Origin of the sequence: Ectothiorhodospira variabilis, from assembly GCF_022227625.1 — a bacterium.
GTDB classification, from domain to species: domain Bacteria; phylum Pseudomonadota; class Gammaproteobacteria; order Ectothiorhodospirales; family Ectothiorhodospiraceae; genus Ectothiorhodospira; species Ectothiorhodospira haloalkaliphila.
In genome coordinates this window covers 65,131-85,623 of record NZ_JAJNAO010000008.1, presented here as the reverse complement: position 1 = coordinate 85,623, position 20,493 = coordinate 65,131, and the positions used below count along the sequence as shown (strand labels likewise).

Genomic DNA, 20,493 nt, shown 5'->3' with positions numbered 1-20,493 from the left:
ATGTTACAGAAGAACCCGACGTTCACAGGCGCCGGGCATAACTTTTCAACAAGCCGGGCACATCCAGGATCAGGGCAATGCCCCCATCACCGGTAATGGTGGCACCGGCCAGCCCGGGTACCCCATGCAGGACATTGCCCAAAGGCTTGATCACCACCTCTTCCTGACCAATGAGGCTGTCCACCACGAACCCCACCCGCTGGTTGCCGGCAAACACCACCACCACATGCCCCACGCCTTCCCCGGCGGGTGCGTCGCCGGACACCAGCCAGCGCCGCAGGTAGTAAAGCGGCAAGGAACGGTTACGGACCATGATGACCTCCTGGTCATCCACCCGGTTGGTACGCGACAGATCCAGATCAAAGATCTCGCTGACATTGGCCAGCGGCAATGCGAAACGCTGTTTGCCCAGCACCACCATCAGGGTGGGCAGAATGGCCAGGGTCAGAGGAAGACGAATACTGAGCGTGCTGCCCTGCCCAGGCGCCGAGGTGATTTCCACGCGACCGTTGAGCTGGGCAATGCGCGTCTTGACCACATCCATGCCCACGCCGCGGCCCGAGACGTCGGATATCTCCGTCTTGGTGGAAAAACCGGCCCGGAAGATCAGGTTGAAGGCATCATGATCCGTCAGTCGCGCGGCCGCGTCCTCGTCCATCATACCCTTCTCGACGGCCTTGCCCCGCAACACATCGGGATCCATCCCCTTGCCGTCATCGGAGATGGTGAGCAGGATGTGGTCGCCTTCCTGATTGGCGGAGAGCACCACTCGGCCCGCACGTGCCTTGCCCGCTGCCTGGCGCTCCTCGGGAGATTCAATACCATGGTCAACCGCATTGCGCACCAGGTGCACCAGCGGGTCGGCCAGGGCCTCCACCAGATTCTTGTCCAGGTCGGTATCCTCTCCCTCCAGCTCCAAGTTGATCTCTTTCTTGAGGGTGCGCGCCAGATCACGGACCACCCTGGGAAAACGACCAAAGACCTTCTTGATGGGCTGCATCCGGGTCTTCATGACTGCGGCCTGCAGATCCGCAGTGACCACATCCAGATTGGTGACGGCCTTGGAGACCTGCTCATCCTTCATGCGTGAGCGCAGCGTGGCCAGTCGGTTACGCACCAGAACCAGTTCACCCACCAGGTTCATGATGTCATCCAGGCGCTTGGTATCCACCCGAACCGAGGTCTCTGCCGGCGCTGCCTTGGCCTGCGTGGGCGCGGGTGCCTCCGGGGGGGCGGCCTCCCCGGTGGAGGTCGGCTTGGAAGCCGGCGGCGAGGCTGCCCGGGACTCTTCCTTGACGGTCTCACCACCGGTCGGCTTCTGAGGCTGGGGGGCCTGACCCTTGCCATGCAACTGATCCAGCAGATTCTCGAATTCGTCCTCGGAGATCAGTTCATCCTGGCCGCTGCCGGCCGCTGGCGCAGCGGACTGCCCACCTGCCGAGGCCCCCTTGCCTTGAAGCTCGTCCAGCAATTGCTCGAATTCTGCATCCGTGATCTCATCACCGCCCTGCTGGGTCGCCTCTGCGGGTGACGCCACCGGTGAAGTGCCGGCGCCATTTCCGGGCTGTTTGTTGTCCTTGCCCTCCTGCATGGCATCCAGGAGCGCCTCGAACTCTTCGTCAGTGATATCCCCGTCAGCCGTTTCCACCGGTGGCATGGGGGTGGAAGGTGCCGGGGTTGGTTCGGCAGGCTCGGCAGGCGCCGCTGCGGGAGGGGGGGACAGGTGTGCGGGTTCTTCCCCCTCGGGGTAAGTGAGCGGCTCCAGGGCCGCCAGCAGATGGTCAGGGGCGGGCTCAGGCTCCTGGCCAGAACGCAATTCATCGAACATCCGGTTAAGCACATCCAGCACCTGAAGGATGATGTCCATCAGGTTGCTATCGGCACGACGCTGCCCCTGGCGCAGCAGGTTGAAGACGTCCTCGGCGCGGTGACAAATCTTCACCAGGTTTTCCAGATTGAGGAACCCGGCGCCTCCCTTGATGGTGTGGAAACTGCGGAAGACGGAGTTCAGCAGGTCCTTGTCGTCGGGGGTTCGCTCCAACTGCACCAACTGCTCACCGAGGGCATCCAGGATCTCACTGGCCTCTATGAGGAAGTCGTTCAGGATTTCGTCGTCGGTGTCCAGAGTCATGCCTTGTTCTCGCGCGTCGTGCGGATGCCCTTCTCACTCCCAGGTTGGCGGCCAACTCGGGGAAATCTGAAATGGGCATACACCCGGAGGTGGGCCCTTGGACTCGATCAGAAACCCAGGCTGGAGAGCAGATCGTCCACATCGTCCTGCCCGCTGACCACTTCCCCCTTGTCGGAGGTCCCGGAGACTGCAGGGCCTGTGCCGGCGCTGGCAGGGCCGGCATCCTTGCGGGGATCAGCCGGACGATGGTCGGTTTCGGGTTTGGTCAGTCGTTGTCCCGATACCCTCACCAAACCCACCAGGTTGTCTTCCAGATCCTGAACCAGGGTCATGACCCGGCGAATCACCTGACCGGTCAGATCCTGAAAGTCCTGTGCCATCAACACTTCGGACAGACCCTTGCGCAGCTTGTCTGCATCCCGCTCCGTGTCCGCGAGAAAATCGCTCAATTTCTGGCTCACCTGTCTGAACTCCTCGAGAGACATCTCGCGTTGGCGAAAGCGTGTCCACTCCGCACCCAGTTCCCCGGCGCGAGTGGCCAGCGACTCCGCCACGGGCAGATTGTCCTCCACCGCGTTGAGCGTGCGGTGAGCAGCCTGTTCCGTCATGGCCACCACGTAATTGAGGCGCTCCTTGGCATCAGGAATATCCTGATGAGTGAGTTCCGACAGACGAGTATCCAGGCGGAAGCTGTTGAGCGCCTCGTGCAGGTCGCGGGTCAGTTTGCCCAGTTCCTGGAACAGCATGCTCTCGTGCATGCGGCCCAGCTCCTCGATCAGGTGGCCCGCCTTGTCTTCCTGGCCGGCCTCCATCATCTGAACCAGTTCCCGGGCTCGCTCCAGTTGCTCCTTCTTGAAAAGGGCCTCTTTGTCGCTGTCTTGGCTCTTATCCATGGGCAATGATCAACCGTTTTGCTCGAGGCGTTCGAAGATCCTGTCGATCTTTTCCCGCAGGGTTTCTGCCGTGAACGGCTTGACGATGTAGCCGTTCACGCCCGCCTGAGCCGCCTCAACGATCTGCTCGCGCTTGGCTTCTGCGGTCACCATGAGCACTGGCAGATCCTTGATGCGGGGGTCTGCCCTCACTGCCCGAAGCAGGTCGATGCCCGGCATGATGGGCATGTTCCAGTCGGTGACCAGAAAATCGTAGTTACCATTTTGCAGCATGGGTAACGCCGTGTGTCCATCATCCGCCTCGGAGGTGTTGTTGTACCCAAGATCCCGCAGCAAGTTCTTGATGATGCGACGCATTGTGGAAAAGTCATCCACAATGAGGATCTTCATATTCTTGTTCACAAAAAACCTCCAGTGATGCGCAAATCGTGAACCGCACGCTCGTCGCGCGGAATTGATACGTGTCCCAGAATCCAGTGACCTCGGGGATATTTCAGACCCGAACGCCATCCCCCACCCAGTCGCCCATGCGCGCCTTGAGCCGCATCAGCGCCTGACCATGGAGTTGACAGACTCGGGATTCACTCACCCCCAGCACCTGACCAATCTCCCGCAGGTTCAATTCCTCGTCATAATACAGGGACAGCACGAGTCTTTCCCGTTCCGGCAATTCGCCGATGTTTTCCACCAGCGCCTTCTTGAAATCGGTTCGTGTCAGATCCATCAGCGGATCCGGCCCATCAGAGGTCAGCAGATTCTCTGCCGAGGCATCATCATCCCCCAGGTCATCGAAACCCAGCACCCGGCTAGAGACCGCATCACGGAGCATGTCCTGATAGGTCGTCATATCCACGCCGAGCGCCTCGGCGATCTCGGCCGCGGAGGCCTCCCGCCCTTCCCGGTTTTCGATCTGGCGGATCACCTCACTGATCTGCCGTGAGTGACGATGCACGGAACGGGGCGTCCAGTCACTGCGACGCACCTCATCCAGCATGGCGCCACGGATACGGATACCCGCGTAGGTTTCGAAACTGGCACCCTGGGACGCGTCGTAATGACGGGCAGCCTCCAGCAGGCCGATGATGCCCGACTGAATCAGATCATCGACCTGCACATTGGCCGGCAGGCGCGCCAGCAGGTGGTAAGCAATACGCTTGACGAGGGCGACATGCTCATCCACCAGGCTATTGGAATCCAACTGTTGGCTGGCATACATGGCGAGACCGCTTATGGTGCTGGCTCCAGATCACTCTGATCGCTATTGATCAGACGTTCCACAAAAAATTCGATGCCGCCCCGGGCCCCTCGGGGCATGGGCCATTGTTCGATGCGCGAGGGCAAGGCCGCGAATGACCGGGCCGCCGGAGAAGAGGGGTAGGCCTCCACCACGGACTGACGACGTTGCACGGCCTTGCGAAGATAATCGTCGTAGGGAATCGAACCCACGTAGTCGAGCGTGACATCGTCGAGAAAACGGTCACACACGGCGACCAGCTTGCGGAACAGACTCCGACCCTCGTCTTCCTGCTCGTTGCGCACCATGTTGGCCAGGATGCGGAACCGCATGACGCCGTGATCCCGACACAGGACCTTGATCAGCGCATAGGCATCCGTGATGGAGGCGGGTTCGTCACAGACCACCACCAACACCTCATGGGCTGCTCGGCAGAAACTGGTCACGCTGTCATGCAGACCTGCCGCGGTGTCCACCACCAACACGTCCAGGGGGTGAGTGAGTTCGCTGAAGGCATGAATGATGCCCACATGCTGGGCGCGCCCCAAGTCCGCCATATCGGCGATACCGGACGCCGCCGGGACAATCAGCATCCCGTTGGGACCCTCCACCACCACCTCATCCAGGCTGCACTGCCCTTCCAGTACATGGGACAGATTCCTCTTGGGTTGCAGCCCCAGAAGCAGATCCACATTCGCCAGACCCAGGTCGGCGTCCATGAGCATGACATGCTTGCCTGCCCGCGCCATCGCGGCACACAGGTTGACTGACACGTTGGTCTTGCCCACCCCCCCCTTGCCGCTGGAAACGGCAATCACCCGAACCGGCCGGGGCTTGTCCCGGCGCCCCGATGCGCTGCTTTGATTCTCACTGGGTGAAGGCATGGGTAAACCTGGTGCTGAGATCGTTGACACTGTCAGGACGCGAGGTCACGGGTGCTGTCTGCGCCCGGAACCTGGAACGAGACCGTTGCTCGGAAAACCTCCCCGGGGCTTCAAGCGCCGCTGCCGCCATCTGAACCAACCGCGGGGCACTGGCGGCCAGCAGGTCCTCGGGGATCCTCTGGCCCGCGCTGAAGAAACTGAGCGGCAGCCTGGACGAGATCAGAGCGGATAGCACCTCACCCAGGCTGGCAGCTTCATCCACCTTGGTCAGGATGCAGCCCTGAGGTTGCAAATGACTGAATCCACTCAGGGTCTCATCCACGACGGCCTTTTGCACATTGGCGGCCATCACCAGCATGACGCGGGCGGCCGACGCCGAGGTGACCTGAGCCAGCTCATCGAGCATGCCCTTGTCACGCTGATTGGTTCCGGTCGTATCGATCAGCACAAGCCTTTTGGACTTCACCCGCCTAAGCATATCCTTGAGTTGCTGCTCTGTCTGCGCCAGATGAACGGTGACCCCAAGTAACTGACCGATGGTCTGCAACTGACGATGAGCGCCCAGGCGATAGACATCGGTGGTGATGATGGCGATGGATTCCTGCCCGTGCCGCAGGCTGGCCAGCGCCGCCAGTTTGGCCAGCGTTGTGGTTTTACCCACGCCACTGGGGCCTACAAAGGCAATGATACCATTGTGATCCAGGAGGTCATCGTCGGCGATGGGCAGCAGGCCCGCCAGCTGGCGCAGGGCCTCGGACCACCCTTCCACCGGCTCGAACCGGCCAGCGACCGGGGAGTTGTCCAACTCCACCGCACTGGCCACCGTGCGGGCCACTTCGTGATCCACCCCCATGGACGCCAGGCGCTGGACGATGGCCGCACGCCAGGGTTCAGAACGGGCAAACTCCTGGTCCATCAATACCGAGAGTTGTTCCTGCAGCAATCCACGCAATCCCTGAATTTCCTTGCGCATGGCCTTGAAGGCGGCATCCTCAGGGTCACTCTGCGTGGCTGCCCTGGCCCTGGCCTGCCCTGACTCAGGCTTTTTGCGTGAGGGGGTTTGTTTCTGCCTGTCCGGGGGCTCAACCAGGGGTGTCATCATCGCGCTCAGGGGGTCGTCTTCCGACGATGCACTCGCATTCCCGGACGACTCCCTTTTGTTCACCCTGGATGGGGTGGCGTCTTGAGGCAGGCGCGCCCAGGAATCCCCTGCCCCACGACGTGATGGCATCTGCCCCTGGCCCTTTGACTTCGCATCCACACCCAGCGAGAGCAGATCATCCTCCAGCCCGTCGTCCTGCGACGGGGAGTCGGATGCGCGGGCGGCACGCGGCGCATCTCCATGTTCCTCCTGATCCGCCATTTCCGTTACCAGGTCCTCGTCGTAATCGATGGCGGCGATCAGCTCGATCCCTCCGTCCACGCTGCGACTTGAGAGGATCACCGCATCCGGACCCTGGCTGTCACGCACCTGACGAATCGCCTGGCGCATGTCGGGTGCAAAATAGCGTTTAATCTTCATGTCGATACCCGTTATCCGTTTCGCTCCGACCCCGGCACATTGCCCGGGCCGGCCTGTATTTCACCTGTCAGGTCTCTTCCCGTCCCACAGTGGCCACCACCCGGATCTGCTTGTTATCCGGTATTTCGGTGTAGGCCAGCACGTTCAGCCCCCGTACAGCACTGCGTAACCAGCGGGCCATCCAGGGCCGGATATCGGGCGAGACCACCAGGACGGAGGGTTCTCCGGACATTTCCTGGCGTTGGGAGGCCTCGGCGATGGAGCGTTGCAGGCGTTCGGCCAGCCCCGGCTCGATGCCCAACCCCGCTCCCGAGGCCCCTTGTGAAGACTTCTGCAAAATCTGTTCCAGGGAGGGATCAATGGCCAGCAAAGGCAGCTCCGATGCCGTTCCAATGATGTTCTGCACGATGGAACGGGACAGGGACACCCGCACTGCCGCGGTGAGAACGTCGGGATCCTGACTGCGCGGACCATGCTCCGCCAAGGTTTCGGCGATGGTGCGCATATCCCGAATGGGGATCTGTTCCGCCAGCAGGTTCTGCATCACCTTGAGCACCACGCCCAGGCTCAGGGTCTTGGGCACCAGGTTCTCCACCAGCTTGGGCGAATGCTTGCCCAGGGTATCCAGCAGGTGCTGCACCTCTTCATGACCCAGCAACTCATGGGCATGATCCCGGAGGATCTGCGACAGATGGGTAGCCACCACCGTGCCGGCGTCCACCACGGTGTAACCCAGGCCCTGGGCCTCCTCCCGCTGCGCCGGATCGATCCACAGGGCGTCCAGCCCGAAGGTGGGGTCCTTGGTGGGCGTGCCCTTCACCTCGCCGAACACCTGCCCGGGATTGATGGCCATCTCCCGATCGGTGAAGACCTCGCCCTCCCCCACCGTCACCCCCATGAGGGTGATGCGATAGTGATTCGGGCCCAGGTCCAGGTTGTCACGGATGTGCACCGGCTGGATCAGGAACCCCAGCTCCTGGGACAGCTTGCGGCGCACGCCCTTGATGCGTCCCATGAGCTGCCCCCCCTGGGAGCGGTCCACCAAGGGGATCAGGCGATAGCCCACCTCCAGGCCCACCAGATCCACGGGCGGCACATCGTCCCAGGTAAGCTCCTTCATCTCCGGGCTCGGCGGCGGCGCCTCGGCCTCCATCTCCTGCGCCTCGGCCGCCTCCAGCGCCTTGCTCCGCTGCATCATCAGATAACCGCTGGTCGCCATGAGGGTCGCCAGGCTCAGGAAGACCATGTTGGGCATGCCCGGCACCATCCCCAGCGCACCCACGATACCCGCCGCGACGAACAGGGCCCGGGGAGCGCCGAACAACTGGCTGAGCACCTGCTGACCCATATCCTGGGAGGTGGAGACGCGAGTGACGATGATGGCCGTGGCAGAGGACAGCAGCAGGGAGGGAATCTGCGCCACCAGACCATCACCGATGGTGAGCAGGATGTAGTTGGTGGCGGCATCGCCCACGCTCATGGCGTGCTGCAAGGTGCCGATGATGAGCCCGCCAATGATGTTGATGAACAGGATCAGGATGCCGGCAATGGCATCACCACGGACGAACTTGCTGGCGCCGTCCATGGATCCATAGAAATCCGCCTCCTGAGCCACTTCGTCACGGCGCCGGCGGGCTTCATCCTGGGAGATAAGGCCGGAGTTGAGGTCGGCATCAATGGCCATCTGCTTGCCGGGCATGGCGTCCAGGGTGAAGCGGGCACTCACCTCCGAGACACGCCCCGCGCCTTTGGTCACCACCACGAAGTTGATGATCACCAGGATCGCGAACACCACCAGGCCCACGGCGTAGTTACCGCCCACCACGAAGTCGCCGAAGGCGCCGATCACGTTGCCGGCGGCATCGGTACCGGTATGCCCTTCCAGGAGGATCACCCGGGTGGAAGCCACGTTCAGGGCCAGACGCAACAGGGTGGCCACCAGCAGCACCGTAGGAAACACCGCGAATTCCAGTGGCCGGGGCGTGTAGACAGCCACCAGGATCACCACCAGTGACAGGGCGATGTTGAAGGTGAACAGCAGATCCAGCGCCAGGGGCGGCAGCGGGATCACCATCATGGTGAGCAGCGCCATGAGCAGCAAGGGCGCGCCCAGGCCCGACCGCTGGATACTGCGCAGGGATTCCATCAGGGCATTCATCTAGGGTTCCTCCCCACGGGTGGGGTCGCGCTTGAGAAATTCACTGGGCACGGGCAGGTCATCGGGCGGTGGTGGCTCGTCAGTGCCCTGACGATGGGCATGGCGCAACTGATAGACATAGGCCAGCACCTGCGCCACGGCCACATACAGGCCGGCCGGGATCTCCTGATCCAGGCGGGTGCTGAAGAACAGGGCGCGCGCCAGGGGCGGCGCCGAGAACAGCGGCACCTGATGCACACGAGCCACCTGGCGGATCTCCGCCGCCACTTCATCCGCCCCCTTGGCCACCACCCGGGGAGCCCCCATCTTTGACTGGTCATACTTCAGTGCCACCGCAAAGTGCGTGGGGTTGGTCACCACCACGTCCGCCTTGGGCACCTCGCTCATCATGCGGCGCTGGGAGATCTCCTGCTGGGTCTGGCGGATCTTGCTCTTCACCTCCGGCTTGCCTTCCGTCTCCTTGAACTCGTCCTTGACCTCCTGCTTGGTCATGCGCAACTGGCGCTGGTGGTTCCAGATCTGGAATGGCACGTCGATCATGGCCACCAGGATCAGCGAGACGCTCAAGGCCACGAAGGTCCAGGCAATCAGGTAACCGGCATGCACGACCCCGGGCACCATGTCCTGGGCGCCCAGACCAACGATACGTCCGGAGAGGTTCCACAACAGGAATGAGGCCACCGTGGTGATCAGCGAAAACTTGGCCAGGGTCTTGCCCAGTTCCATGGCACCCTGGGGGCCGAAGATCCGTTTGATGCCCTTGATGGGGCTGAGCTTGTCCGGCTTGGGGGCCATGCCCTGGGGCCGAAAACGCCCACCCCCCATCACCACCGGGCCCGTGATCGCGGCCACCACGAGGATGAGCATCATCGGCGCCAGTACCAGCAGGGCCTCGGCGATGCGGTGCTCAAGGGCGGTGAGCATGAAAGCAGGATCGAAGATGCGCTCCCGATCCACCATGAAGCTACGCCGGATCAGCTCCTGAATCCGGTTGAGCATGTCGCCGCCGAGCGCGAGCAGGGTACCGGAACCCGCCAGCAGCACCAGCGTGGTGTTCAGCTCCTTGGAACTGGCCACCTGTCCCTTGTCCTGCGCGTCGCGCAGGCGTTTGGGGGTGGGTTGTTCGGTTTTTTCCTGTGAGGTTTCGTTTTCGGCCATGACCTAGCCCCCCAGCATCCTTGAGATGACGCTGAATCCGGCCATGGCCAGATCCTCGACCCGTAGCGAGAGGGCGGGCAGCGTGAACATGATGAGAATGAACCCCAACAGGATCATCATGGGGAAACCCACGGCGAAGATGTTCAACTGCGGTGAGGCGCGAGTGATCACCCCCATGGACAGATTGACCATGAGCATGGCGGACACAATAGGCAGCCCCACCAGCAGTGCCCCCACATACATGGTGGAACCGAACTGCACCACCGCCCACATATCCACCTGGCTGAGCCCGTCCACCGCCACAGGCATCATTTCAAAACTGCGCAGCAGCATCTCCAGCATCACCAGGTGGCCATTCATGGCCAGAAAGATCAACGTCCCCATGATCATGAAGAACTGGGAGACCACCGGCACCTGAACCCCCATGGCCGGATCCACCATGGAGGCATAGCCCAGCCCCATGGACAGGGCGATGGATTCACCCGCCATGGTCAGGGCACTCAATACCATTTGCAGGATGAAGCCCATGGTGAGCCCGATCAGCACCTGCTGAGCCGTGACCAGAAGCCCTTCCAGGCTGAACGGCGACACCGGCGGTGGCTCGGGCAACAGCGGCGCCACCATGAGTGCCAGCACCAGGGCCAGCACAATGCGAACCCGGACCGGCACCGTACCCGCGCCAAAGATGGGCGCCGCCAGCAACATCGCACTGATGCGCACGAAAGGCCACACGAAAGCGGCGACCAGGGCAAGGAGTTCGGCTTCGGTGAAACTGAACATGAGATGCCTCCCCACCTACCCGATCAGTCCGGGAATGGCGTCGTAGAGACGGGTCACGTAATTGACCAGAAGATCCAGCATCCAGCCACCAAAGACGATCAGGGCGGCGAACATCCCCAGCAGCTTGGGAATGAACGACAGGGTCATTTCCTGAATGGATGTGGCGGCCTGAATCATGCCAATGAACAGTCCGATGCTCAGCCCGGTGATGAGCACCGGCGCAGCCAGCATGATGATGGTCATCAATGCCTCCTGGCCCACTTCCACGACGGTCTCGGGGGTCATCTCGGCCTCCTCAGGCGAAAAAGCTGGTGGCCAGGGTGCCCATGATCAGGGCCCAGCCATCCACCAGCACGAACAGCATGATCTTGAAGGGCAGCGAGATGATCAGCGGGGAGAGCATCATCATCCCCATGGACATCAGCACGCTGGCCACCACCAGATCCACGATCAGGAACGGAATCAGGATCAGAAACCCGATCTGGAAGGCGGTCTTGAGCTCACTGGTGATGAACGAGGGCACCAGGACCGAAAAAGGCACCTCCTCGGGGGACTCGAAGCTCTCGTAGCCCGCAATGCGCGCAAACATGGCGATGTCCGTTTCGCGGGTCTGCTCCAGCATGAAGTCCCGCATGGGCTCCCAGGCCCGCTGCACCATCTCTTCCTGAGAGATTTCCTCTGCCACGAAGGGCTGCACGGCCTCCTCGTTCACCGCCTGAAAGACCGGCGCCATCACGAAGAAGGTGAGAAACAGGGCCAGACCGATGAGGATCTGGTTGGAAGGCGTCTGGGTGGTACCGATGCCCTGACGCAGAATACCCAGCACGATGATGATGCGCGTGAAGGCGGTGAGCATGATGAGCGCCGCCGGGAGCAGGCTCATCAGGGTCATCAGGATCAGGATCTGCAGGGTGACCGAATAGGTCTCACTGCCATCCGGCCCTGGCTCCACGGTCAGGATGTCGAATCCTGCCTGCGCCATGGCCGTATCCAGAGGCAACAGGGCCAGCAGTGGCAGCCACAGGGCCCACCCGGCGCGGGGTTTCATGACGACGCCCCCTGACCGCTCATGGCGGTGCGCAAACGCTGGGCGAAGGACGGGTCGGCGCCCTTGACCGCAGTCGGGTTCACATCAATGGGACGCTCCAGCACATGCAGGGTCTGCACGCGCCCCGGGGCCACGCCCACCACCATTTGCACATCGCCCACCTGCACCAGCACCATGCGCTCCCGGGAACCCAGGGAGACACTGCCCAGCACCCTGAAGTCGCTGGAAAGCCCACCGGAAAGCCCGTGGATGCGGCGCAGTACAAAACCCAGCACCAGAATGGCGGCCACCACCACAATCAGGCCCAGCACCAGCTGCACCAGATGTGCGGCGCCGTCGCCGGTGACACCCAGCCCCGGGGTGCCGCGCTGGACCTCCTCGGCAGCCAGCATCCAGGGCATGCAGAGCAGCCCCAGAGCGGTCATGATCTGTGTTGCGGTGCGCATGGAGGACCTCACTTGAGCTTTCTCACCCGTTCCGCCGGGCTGATGACATCGGTGAGTCGAATACCGAATTTCTCGTTGACCACCACCACCTCGCCATGGGCCACCAACGTGCCGTTGACCATGACATCCAGGGGCTCGCCAGCCAGACGATCCAGTTCCACCACCGATCCCTGGTTCAATTGAAGAAGATTGCGAATGGGTATCTTGGTACGGCCGATCTCCATGGAAATGGTCACCGGCACATCCAGGATCACATCCAGGTTCAGATCCGAATCCCCTTTGCCCTTCCTGGATTCATCCATGAGATCCTCAAACTCCGCCCGTGAGACCTTCTTCGCCCCCATGGCCGCCGAACTCTCACCTGCGTGTTCGAAGTCATCGTCCTCACCCGGCTTCGCCTTGCCGGCCTGATCTCCCTCGCCAGCATCCCTCGCGGCATCTTTGCCAGCCTTGGCATCGGCTTTGGCCCCGGCGTCCTGCATTGACGCCTCCTGCTCGGCCAGCAGCTTGTCCAGGTCGTCCTGGGCACTTTGCTCGCCTCCCTCACCTTCCGGCTTCTGGTTCTTGCTCTCGGCTTCAGCCTGTTCCGCCAGAGCCGCAGCCCAGGGGTCTTCAGCATCAGCAGCCTTGTCCTGCTCGTTTTTTTCACTCATGGGAGCCTCCTGATATTCAGTTCGAGAGCTTCACTTGCCCTACAATCTTCAATGCATTGAATCCATTGGAAATGCCAAACTCACCTCGCAGGACTGGGACGTCCTCCGCCCGCAGAATGATGTTTTCAGGCATTTCGATGGGGATGACGTCTCCCGGCTTGAGGTTGATCATTTCCGCCACGGTCAACTCGGCCTCTGCCAGGGTCGCGCTGACCTCCACCTGAATCATCTTCAACTCTTCCCGAAGGGCCTTGGGCCAGCGATCATCCACATCGGCGCGATCGCTTTGCAGCCCTGTATCCAACTGATCCCGGATCGGCTCGATCATTGAGTAGGGCATCGTGATGTGGAACTCTCCACCACCTCCATCCAGTTCAACCTGGAAGGAACACACCACCACCACTTCGGTGGGGCTGACGATATTGGCGAACTGCGGATTGACTTCCGAGCGGCTGTATTCAAACTCCAGATCCATCACCGGGGCCCATGCCTGCTTGTAATCACGGAAGGACTGCTCAAGCAGCATGCGAATGACCCGCAGTTCCGTGGGTGTGAACTCCCGACCCTCGATCTTGGCCGGGTAACGCCCGTCGCCCCCGAAGAAGTTGTCCACCAGGATGAAAACCAGTTTGGGATCAATGACGAACAGGGCCGTCCCTCTCAAGGGCTTGACGCGAACCATGTTCAGACTGGTGGGCAGGTAAAGCGAATGGACGTACTCCCCGAATTTCATCATCTTGATGCCGAGTACCGAGATCTCGGCAGACCGGCGCAGCAGTTCGAACATGCCGATACGCATGTAGCGGGCGAAGCGTTCGTTGATCATGTCCAGGGTCGGCATCCGACCCCGCACGATGCGGTCCTGGGTGGTCAGGTCATAACCACGTGCCACCCCGTCATGGGCCAGGAAATCCTCCTCGGTTTCCACCGCCCCGCTATCGACCCCGTGCAAAAGGGCATCAATCTCGTCCTGGGAAAGAACATCATTGGTCGGCATGGCCCAGCCTCACTGCATCACCAGGTTATTGAAATAGATCGCTTCCACGTTCGAGGGCGCCCCGCGCTGCTCCAGCACACCGCGAATCTCTTCCAGTACCTCGGCGCGCAACGCCTCCTTGCCCTCAGGAGTGACCAATTGGTCATAGGTCTTCTGGCTCAGCAGCAGCATGAGGTTGTTGCGTATCACCGGCATGTGTCGCTCCACGCCCGTAAAGACGTCTTCACTGCGTGCCATCACCACAATGCCCACCTGTGCAAACCGGATGCGCTCCGAACCGGAGAAATTCACCACCAGCGGTGGTTCCAGCGGCAGGTATTGCGGCTCGGCCACAACGGTCTGCTCTGCTGATGGACGATCCGCTTGCATCACCAGGAAATACCAGGCGGCGCCCCCTCCCACCGCAGCGGCCACCACGAAGGTCACCAACACGATCAGGATCAATTTCAAGGCGCCCCCCTTGCCACCGCTCTTGCCGGCATTGGGATTCAGGTCGAGCTTGCTTTTTTCAGGTTTCTTGGCCATCGGACGGTCTCCCTCTATCGGGGCTGATGCAAGGCACATGCCACACACGAAATCCCCGGAAAATCATTGATTAATCATAGTCTTGAAATTCACCCACCCAGCATTGCGCCATAATTTTGACAGATGCCATAGACGCAAACACGCCCCCTGCTCCGCGGGAAGCAGGGGGCGTGTCAAACCTGGGGGAGTCTAACGAAGTGACGATGCTTGTGCCGACATGATGGCGAATTAACCGCCCTCATGCCAGATCGGTCAACTCGTCATGGTCATATCCTGAAGCGACCTACCGAAGATTGGAGGTCGGCCGCCAGGCGAGCCAGTTCCTCGCTGGCGCGGGCAATCTGGTCCGATCCTGTTGCCGTCTGTTCAACGGCATGGCTGATGTTATTGATATTGCGATTGATTTCCTCCGCCACCGCAGACTGCTCCTCGGCGGCACTGGCGATCTGCGCGTTCATATCGTTGATGGTCCCGACGGACTGATTGATGGACCGCAGGCTCTGGCCCGCCGACGCAGCCTGTTCCACGCTGTCGCGTGCCTTGGCGCGGCTGGTCGTCATGGTCTGCACTGCCTCATGAGTACCCGCCTGGAGACTCTCGATGATGCCACGGATGTCGTTGGTGGATTCCTGTGTGCGGCTGGCCAGCGTGCGCACCTCGTCGGCCACCACGGCGAAGCCACGCCCCTGTTCACCGGCGCGAGCCGCTTCAATGGCCGCATTCAGGGCCAGCAGATTGGTCTGCTCGGCCACATCGCGGATCACATCCAGCACCTTGCCTATCTCATCGCTTTGGTGCGACACCCGCTCGATGGCCTGAGCCGCATTCTCCACCTCATTGGCCAGCGTCTCGATGGCCTCAATCGTCCGGTTCACCACGTCATTGCCGGCATGTGCCTCCTGGTTCGTTCCGGTCGCCGCCTGGGCCGCCTCGGAGGCGTTGCGGGCCACATCCTGGACCGTGGCGGCCATCTCGTTCATGGCGGTGGCCACCTGATCCGATTCACTTTGCTGACGCTTGATCTGCTGAACCGTCTCTTCGGTGGTTGCCGAGAGTTGCTCTGCCGCAGCGGCCACCTGGGTTGAGGCGCCAACGATCTGGCGCACCAACTGATGAATCTTGTCCACAAAACCATTGAAGGATTGGGAAAGCTGTGCCAGTTCATTGCGCCCCTCGGCGGGCAGACGCTGTGTGAGATCACCGTCCCCCTGAGCGATCTCATCCATGCGCTGGGCGGTGAGTCTGAGCGGTACCACAATGCCACGGGCGATGAACCAGGCCGCCAGCAGCCCACCCAGCATGACCAGTGCCCCAATACCCAGGACCCCCATCAACGCCTGACGATACTCGGCCACGTAATCACTGCGGTCGATCATCACTTCCAGCACACCCACCGGGCGGCCGGCAAAATCCAGGACCGAGCCTGCGTAGAGGGCGACGGCCTGCCCCTGATGCTCCATGGTTTGCAGAAGGGTGTCGCCCCCCATCACCCGATCCAGATGATCCTCGCGGAAGCGGGCTGGGCCACCGATGGTACCGGCAAAGGTCTCGAAGCCTCGGTCAGTGGGGATATGCAGGGCCGCACGAACACCGTATTGCTCGGTGAAGTCCTGGAAAAAGGGGTCTCCGAAGGAGAGTCCGAACTCCACCACCCCCACCGACTCACCCTGATGGCGAACCGGTGTCACGCCACGTACACCCAGACCCGCCACACCGCGCTCGAGTCCTCGCACGGGGCGCCCCTGGCGATTGGCCTGAACCACGGTCTCGCGCATGCTGCGCAGATCATCACCATGGCGATCCAGCATGTGCAGGCGCAGGAAGGAGGTGGCGGGAGCCGTCAGGAACTGGAACTGAACCGCGTCATATTCATCACGCATCCGTTCGAAGATGGGCAAGGTGAGTTCCGTCAACGCCTCTCGGTTCCGCTCGGCAAAGGCCCGCTGCACATGCGGCTGACTGGCGACCACCTCGGCCTGGGTCTGCGCCCGCAGACTCGTCTCCTCCACGGAGGCCTGCAGCGCCATGAACAGATCCTGCAGTTGCCTCAACTGGGCGCGCTCCGTGATCTGGCTGATGGCATTAAGCGCTGTGGGGATGACCAGGCCCAGGGTGACCAGGAGCACCGCAGCCACTCCCACCAGCAGGCGGGTACCGATGCGAACGTTGTTCAACATATCCTGTTACTCCGTTTTGGTTCTTGTCCTTGCCCTGGCGCGGACATCATCCTCATTCACAGGTCACACAGCACGCATCGGCTCCGGAGCGACCATATTTCAGGCATAGGCATCCAGCAGACCCGATGGCCTCCCCGAGATACCGCCGTCCTGAATCTCGCCCCCGGCTCCGCCCTCGGCCTGGGTCATGCCAGTTCCCTGACCCTCCTCCTGACTGGACTGCCGCCCATCGCCAGCTTCCCGGTGCGAGACATCCACATTACCCAGTTGCACGCCGTTTTCCGCAAACATTTCCCGCAACCGGGGCATGGCGGCGTCCAGGGCATCCCGGGTGACCGCATGGGCCGCCAGGAACTGCACATTGGCGCGATCGCCCTCCATGGACACGCGGATCTCCAACGGCCCCAGGTGGGGTGGATTCAGGCGCAGTTCGGCCCCCTGCACATTCTGGTTCACCATCCATAGCACCCGGTTGCTCACCGCCTCATTCCATTTGGGTTGCGACATGGGCACATCCAGACTCATGACCCGCAGCCCCGACTGCTGCTGGGACGCAGGCTGCAGCCCCAGTGATACATCCCCCGCCATCTGCACGGACAGCCCCTCACGGCCTGTCCCCTCCGCCTGAGGGATGGCACGTGCCAGCAGGGTCTCGATGGACTGCATCTGCGCCGTGGACTGCATCGGAACCGACGTCTGTGGCTGAGCCTGACCCTCAACACCCCCTCGCCATACCTGTGCCATGGCGGCGGTCAGGAGGTTGGGGCGAGTGTCCTGCTCCCCTGTCTGTAGCGGCAACACCTGGCCGTGTGCTGGCAGTTCTTCGCCCCTCAAGGCATGGAGCATGGCGAACAGACCCTGTGCGTCGGCCTCGCCCTGCTCCTCCATCAGCGCCCTTAGCTTGTCGGCATCCAGATCGGTCGGCAACATCAAACCGTCCGGCAAGTGATCGCCGAGTTCACCCGGCAGATCCGCTTCCAGCGCCTGAAAATGCAGCAAAAGACTCTCCCAGAAGTTACCTCCCTCGGCCAGCTCTTCCTGAAGTTCAGGCGGCAATTCCTTGACGAATTGCGCCAGACCGCCTTCTCCGGAGCCCCGCATTGGCAGGGGGAATTGCATGATGGGCATATCCATGACGGGATACCTATGTGATGGCCACTCTGGATCAATTGACAGTCAAGAAACGTGCCGTCCTACAAATCAGGTTTGCGCTGCACATTGCGATCATCCTGCTCGGCCTGCTCCCGCCGGTCCATCTCATGACGCTCCTCGACCTCAAACCGTTCAACCACGCGGTTGATCGCCTCCGTGCGCCCCCGGGCCTCGACCCACTGACCGCGACTGCGTTCCAGCTCTGCCCTCGCCGCCTGCACCAGTTTCATCTGTTGCTCGATGGCCTGATTCAGCCGTGACAGAAATAATCGGTAGTCCTGCAGTCCCAAGCCATTGAGCGGAACCGACGTGCTGGACTCGAATCGCTGGGCATATTCATCGCGATACCCGCTCAATTCATCCAGCCTGGCGAGGCGATCTTCCAGGGTCTTCTGCCAGTCCCCCAACTGACGCGCCGCCTTCTGCTGTCGGGTGTCGGCCAGACGGGCCACAGGTTCCATACGCTTGGATCGATTCATTGGATCTCACCTCACGACGACGTTGCGCGACCGGCAGGGGCGGCCTGCTGGACGGGTTTCTCTGCCTGCGCCGATTCCCGTCTGGAGACCAGATCTTCCAGTGCCCTCAGGCTCTTCTTGAAGTTCACGGCCTCCCGCAGGTCCTGCTGCAGAAAACGCTCCAGACGGGGAAACAGGGCAATCGCCTCGTCAACGCGGGGATCGGACCCTTTTTGATAGGCCCCCACGCTGATCAGGTCGCGGTTTTGCTGATATTGTGAATAAAGTTGCTTGAATTGGCGGGCGGCCTGCACATGCCCCGGGTCGACGATATCGTTCATCACCCGCGATACGGAGGCCTCCACATCGATGGCCGGGTATCGTCCCGTATCGGCAATACGCCGGGAGAGCACCACGTGCCCATCCAGGATGGCCCGGGCCGCGTCGGAGATCGGGTCATTGGTGTCATCGCCCTCCGCCAGCACGGTGTAGAATGCGGTGATCGAGCCTGAGCCCCGATCCCCATTGCCAGCGCGTTCCACCAACTGCGGCAGACGGGCAAAGACCGAGGGGGTGTAGCCCTTGGTGGCAGGGGGTTCGCCAATGGCCAGGGAGATCTCCCGCTGGGCCTGGGCGAAACGCGTCAGCGAATCCATCAGCAGCAGCACGTTATGCCCCTTGTCGCGGAAATACTCGGCAATGCTGGTGGCCAGCATGGCTCCATGCAGGCGCATCAAGGGTGGGTGATCCGCAGGTACCGCCACCACCACCGCCCGGGCCATGCCCTCCGGTCCCAGGATCTTCTGGACGAACTCGTTCACCTCACGCCCACGCTCACCGATCAGGCCCACCACGGTGATGTCTGCCGCGGTGTAACGGGTCATCATGCCCAGCAGCACACTCTTGCCCACACCACTGCCGGCGAAAAGCCCCATGCGCTGGCCCCGCCCCACGGTGAGCAGGCCGTTGATGGCACGGATCCCCACATCCAGCGGCTCATGGATGGGTTCCCGGGCCAGCGGGTTGATGGGCCGGCCATGCAACGATACATGGTCATCGCATTGCGGTACCCCCGCGCCGTCCAGGGGGCGACCCGAGCCATCCAGTACCCGGCCCAGCAGGGCCTCTCCCACCAGCGTCTCGCGAGCATGGCGTGTGGGGATCACACGGGCCCCCGGTGTCAGGCCGCTGACATCGCCCACCGGCATCAGGTAGGTCCGCTCGCCGGAGAATCCCACCACCTCGGCCTCGACTTCATGATCATCCAGGCTGACGACCCGACAGCGGCCACCGACGGAAACCTGACACCCCTCTGCTTCCAGGGTCAGTCCCACCATGCGCACCAGGCGCCCCTCGGCCACCACCGGGCGGGCGTGTTCAAGACGCCCCCGGTAGCGCTTCAGCCGCGCCTCGAGCCGTGCAACCCGGGCCTGGGTGGCAATTGACCGGGGAATGACGGAGGCCTCACCCATGCCCCTCTCCGGAGGCTGACTCAGACGCCCTCACCTCGGCGGGGTGTTCTCCCACCGCCTCAACCTCAAGGCTATCGCTGCGACGCTCACCGCCCCACAGGGACGCAATCACCGCATTGAGCCTCGATTCCAGACTGGCATCCACCCGCGAGGTATCCGTCTCCACCTTGACGCCACCACGACTGAGCGTGGGGTCCTCCACCACGGACCAGGGCCGTTCCAGGTCGTTGAGATGCAATGCCTCCTTGACCAGCCTGGCATCCTGAGGATGCAGATACAGCCTGACCTTGCGATCCGCGCTGGGCAGTGCCCCCAGCGCTTCGCGCAATACCGCCACGATGGCCGATGGGTCCGTGCGTAATTCACGACGCACCAACTGCCTCGCCACGGCGATGGCCAGTTGTGCCAGTTCATCCTCGATCACGGCGTCCAGTTCCTCGTAGGGACTGACCAGACCCTGGAGCAACCGATCCCAGGCCTTCGTCCGTTGCTCGATGATCTTCTCGCCCGCTTTCACACCCTTGGCTTCGCCGTCCTTGTACCCCATCTCGCGTCCGGTGTTCAGCCCCTCCTCATAACCCGCCTCTCGTCCCCGCTCGAATCCAGCCTGATAGGCCTGATCCTCAATCTCACGGATACGCTCCGCGGTGGGCAACGTGAGTTCGACTTCCTCCGTGGATTCGGTCTCTGCGCCGGCCTGGGCCTCTGGTTCGGGCTCCGCAGAAGGATCCCCCACCTCGGGAATCTTCCACAACTGGGCCAGGCCCGCCTGGGCCTGGGGAATCACGCGCTCGTTGCCGCCCAT

General features: G+C 62.1%; 20 protein-coding genes. All 20 read right to left on the bottom strand.

Going from position 1 to position 20,493, the window contains the following annotated elements; all coding sequences use genetic code 11:
* Nucleotides 1-22: 22 nt before the first annotated feature.
* Entirely contained in the window at nucleotides 23-2,131 is a 2,109-nt protein-coding gene (locus LPW30_RS09840) for a chemotaxis protein CheA (RefSeq protein WP_239680754.1), read from the bottom strand.
* Between the two features lie 107 nt (nucleotides 2,132-2,238).
* Complete coding sequence (locus tag LPW30_RS09835; RefSeq protein WP_239680753.1) at nucleotides 2,239-3,024, bottom strand: protein phosphatase CheZ; 786 nt, start codon at nucleotides 3,022-3,024, stop codon at nucleotides 2,239-2,241.
* A gap of 9 nt (nucleotides 3,025-3,033) precedes the next feature.
* Nucleotides 3,034-3,414, bottom strand: coding sequence for a chemotaxis response regulator CheY (locus tag LPW30_RS09830; protein WP_025281237.1), 381 nt, complete (start codon nucleotides 3,412-3,414; stop codon nucleotides 3,034-3,036).
* Between the two features lie 103 nt (nucleotides 3,415-3,517).
* Nucleotides 3,518-4,240, bottom strand: a complete 723-nt coding sequence (locus LPW30_RS09825) for an RNA polymerase sigma factor FliA (RefSeq protein ID WP_026623758.1) — start codon at nucleotides 4,238-4,240, stop codon at nucleotides 3,518-3,520.
* Nucleotides 4,241-4,251: 11 nt separating this feature from the next.
* A complete protein-coding gene (locus LPW30_RS09820; protein ID WP_239680752.1) occupies nucleotides 4,252-5,142 on the bottom strand; it encodes a MinD/ParA family protein in 891 nt (296 codons plus the stop codon).
* The gene (gene flhF, locus LPW30_RS09815; RefSeq protein ID WP_025281234.1) at nucleotides 5,126-6,664 is read right to left on the bottom strand and encodes a flagellar biosynthesis GTPase FlhF; all 1,539 of its coding nucleotides are present in this window, start codon (nucleotides 6,662-6,664) and stop codon (nucleotides 5,126-5,128) included. The genes LPW30_RS09820 and flhF overlap by 17 nt, the downstream gene beginning before the upstream one ends.
* Nucleotides 6,665-6,731: 67 nt before the next feature.
* Nucleotides 6,732-8,822 (bottom strand): flagellar biosynthesis protein FlhA, encoded by a 2,091-nt coding sequence (gene flhA / locus LPW30_RS09810; RefSeq protein WP_025281233.1) that lies wholly within the window; start codon nucleotides 8,820-8,822, stop codon nucleotides 6,732-6,734.
* Nucleotides 8,823-9,980, bottom strand: coding sequence for a flagellar biosynthesis protein FlhB (gene flhB, locus LPW30_RS09805; protein WP_025281232.1), 1,158 nt, complete (start codon nucleotides 9,978-9,980; stop codon nucleotides 8,823-8,825).
* A 3-nt stretch (nucleotides 9,981-9,983) separates the two neighbouring features.
* Nucleotides 9,984-10,760, bottom strand: a complete 777-nt coding sequence (gene fliR / locus LPW30_RS09800; protein WP_025281231.1) for a flagellar biosynthetic protein FliR — start codon at nucleotides 10,758-10,760, stop codon at nucleotides 9,984-9,986.
* A 15-nt stretch (nucleotides 10,761-10,775) separates the two neighbouring features.
* Nucleotides 10,776-11,045: a flagellar biosynthesis protein FliQ gene (fliQ, locus tag LPW30_RS09795; RefSeq protein ID WP_025281230.1), complete on the bottom strand. Its 270-nt coding sequence runs from the start codon at nucleotides 11,043-11,045 to the stop codon at nucleotides 10,776-10,778.
* Nucleotides 11,046-11,055: 10 nt separating this feature from the next.
* Entirely contained in the window at nucleotides 11,056-11,808 is a 753-nt protein-coding gene (fliP, locus tag LPW30_RS09790) for a flagellar type III secretion system pore protein FliP (protein ID WP_420796545.1), read from the bottom strand.
* Entirely contained in the window at nucleotides 11,805-12,254 is a 450-nt protein-coding gene (gene fliO / locus LPW30_RS09785) for a flagellar biosynthetic protein FliO (RefSeq protein ID WP_029762339.1), read from the bottom strand. Before fliO ends, fliP begins: the two co-directional genes overlap by 4 nt.
* 8 nt (nucleotides 12,255-12,262) lie before the next feature.
* Entirely contained in the window at nucleotides 12,263-12,907 is a 645-nt protein-coding gene (gene fliN / locus LPW30_RS09780) for a flagellar motor switch protein FliN (protein WP_025281227.1), read from the bottom strand.
* A 16-nt stretch (nucleotides 12,908-12,923) separates the two neighbouring features.
* Complete coding sequence (gene fliM, locus LPW30_RS09775; RefSeq protein ID WP_239680751.1) at nucleotides 12,924-13,904, bottom strand: flagellar motor switch protein FliM; 981 nt, start codon at nucleotides 13,902-13,904, stop codon at nucleotides 12,924-12,926.
* 9 nt (nucleotides 13,905-13,913) lie between these two features.
* Nucleotides 13,914-14,429 (bottom strand): flagellar basal body-associated FliL family protein, encoded by a 516-nt coding sequence (locus LPW30_RS09770; RefSeq protein ID WP_025281869.1) that lies wholly within the window; start codon nucleotides 14,427-14,429, stop codon nucleotides 13,914-13,916.
* Between the two features lie 266 nt (nucleotides 14,430-14,695).
* Nucleotides 14,696-16,606, bottom strand: a complete 1,911-nt coding sequence (locus LPW30_RS09765) for a methyl-accepting chemotaxis protein (RefSeq protein WP_239680750.1) — start codon at nucleotides 16,604-16,606, stop codon at nucleotides 14,696-14,698.
* 99 nt (nucleotides 16,607-16,705) lie between these two features.
* A complete protein-coding gene (locus LPW30_RS09760) occupies nucleotides 16,706-17,725 on the bottom strand; it encodes a flagellar hook-length control protein FliK (protein ID WP_239680749.1) in 1,020 nt (339 codons plus the stop codon).
* 74 nt (nucleotides 17,726-17,799) lie between these two features.
* Complete coding sequence (gene fliJ / locus LPW30_RS09755) at nucleotides 17,800-18,237, bottom strand: flagellar export protein FliJ (RefSeq protein WP_025281872.1); 438 nt, start codon at nucleotides 18,235-18,237, stop codon at nucleotides 17,800-17,802.
* 11 nt (nucleotides 18,238-18,248) lie between these two features.
* Nucleotides 18,249-19,688, bottom strand: a complete 1,440-nt coding sequence (gene fliI, locus LPW30_RS09750; protein ID WP_051582644.1) for a flagellar protein export ATPase FliI — start codon at nucleotides 19,686-19,688, stop codon at nucleotides 18,249-18,251.
* Nucleotides 19,681-20,493: a flagellar assembly protein FliH gene (locus LPW30_RS09745; RefSeq protein ID WP_025281874.1), complete on the bottom strand. Its 813-nt coding sequence runs from the start codon at nucleotides 20,491-20,493 to the stop codon at nucleotides 19,681-19,683. The genes fliI and LPW30_RS09745 overlap by 8 nt, the downstream gene beginning before the upstream one ends.

What these genes read in the sequence shown, in the direction of transcription:
- LPW30_RS09840 (WP_239680754.1), bottom strand. Translation starts at nt 2,131, where the DNA reads ATGACTCTGGACACCGACGACGAAATCCTGAACGACTTCCTCATAGAG.
- LPW30_RS09835 (WP_239680753.1), bottom strand. Translation starts at nt 3,024, where the DNA reads ATGGATAAGAGCCAAGACAGCGACAAAGAGGCCCTTTTCAAGAAGGAG.
- LPW30_RS09830 (WP_025281237.1), bottom strand. Translation starts at nt 3,414, where the DNA reads ATGAAGATCCTCATTGTGGATGACTTTTCCACAATGCGTCGCATCATC.
- LPW30_RS09825 (WP_026623758.1), bottom strand. Translation starts at nt 4,240, where the DNA reads ATGTATGCCAGCCAACAGTTGGATTCCAATAGCCTGGTGGATGAGCAT.
- LPW30_RS09820 (WP_239680752.1), bottom strand. Translation starts at nt 5,142, where the DNA reads ATGCCTTCACCCAGTGAGAATCAAAGCAGCGCATCGGGGCGCCGGGAC.
- flhF (WP_025281234.1), bottom strand. Translation starts at nt 6,664, where the DNA reads ATGAAGATTAAACGCTATTTTGCACCCGACATGCGCCAGGCGATTCGT.
- flhA (WP_025281233.1), bottom strand. Translation starts at nt 8,822, where the DNA reads ATGAATGCCCTGATGGAATCCCTGCGCAGTATCCAGCGGTCGGGCCTG.
- flhB (WP_025281232.1), bottom strand. Translation starts at nt 9,980, where the DNA reads ATGGCCGAAAACGAAACCTCACAGGAAAAAACCGAACAACCCACCCCC.
- fliR (WP_025281231.1), bottom strand. Translation starts at nt 10,760, where the DNA reads ATGTTCAGTTTCACCGAAGCCGAACTCCTTGCCCTGGTCGCCGCTTTC.
- fliQ (WP_025281230.1), bottom strand. Translation starts at nt 11,045, where the DNA reads ATGACCCCCGAGACCGTCGTGGAAGTGGGCCAGGAGGCATTGATGACC.
- fliP (WP_420796545.1), bottom strand. Translation starts at nt 11,808, where the DNA reads ATGAAACCCCGCGCCGGGTGGGCCCTGTGGCTGCCACTGCTGGCCCTG.
- fliO (WP_029762339.1), bottom strand. Translation starts at nt 12,254, where the DNA reads ATGCGCACCGCAACACAGATCATGACCGCTCTGGGGCTGCTCTGCATG.
- fliN (WP_025281227.1), bottom strand. Translation starts at nt 12,907, where the DNA reads ATGAGTGAAAAAAACGAGCAGGACAAGGCTGCTGATGCTGAAGACCCC.
- fliM (WP_239680751.1), bottom strand. Translation starts at nt 13,904, where the DNA reads ATGCCGACCAATGATGTTCTTTCCCAGGACGAGATTGATGCCCTTTTG.
- LPW30_RS09770 (WP_025281869.1), bottom strand. Translation starts at nt 14,429, where the DNA reads ATGGCCAAGAAACCTGAAAAAAGCAAGCTCGACCTGAATCCCAATGCC.
- LPW30_RS09765 (WP_239680750.1), bottom strand. Translation starts at nt 16,606, where the DNA reads ATGTTGAACAACGTTCGCATCGGTACCCGCCTGCTGGTGGGAGTGGCT.
- LPW30_RS09760 (WP_239680749.1), bottom strand. Translation starts at nt 17,725, where the DNA reads ATGCAATTCCCCCTGCCAATGCGGGGCTCCGGAGAAGGCGGTCTGGCG.
- fliJ (WP_025281872.1), bottom strand. Translation starts at nt 18,237, where the DNA reads ATGAATCGATCCAAGCGTATGGAACCTGTGGCCCGTCTGGCCGACACC.
- fliI (WP_051582644.1), bottom strand. Translation starts at nt 19,688, where the DNA reads ATGGGTGAGGCCTCCGTCATTCCCCGGTCAATTGCCACCCAGGCCCGG.
- LPW30_RS09745 (WP_025281874.1), bottom strand. Translation starts at nt 20,493, where the DNA reads ATGGGCGGCAACGAGCGCGTGATTCCCCAGGCCCAGGCGGGCCTGGCC.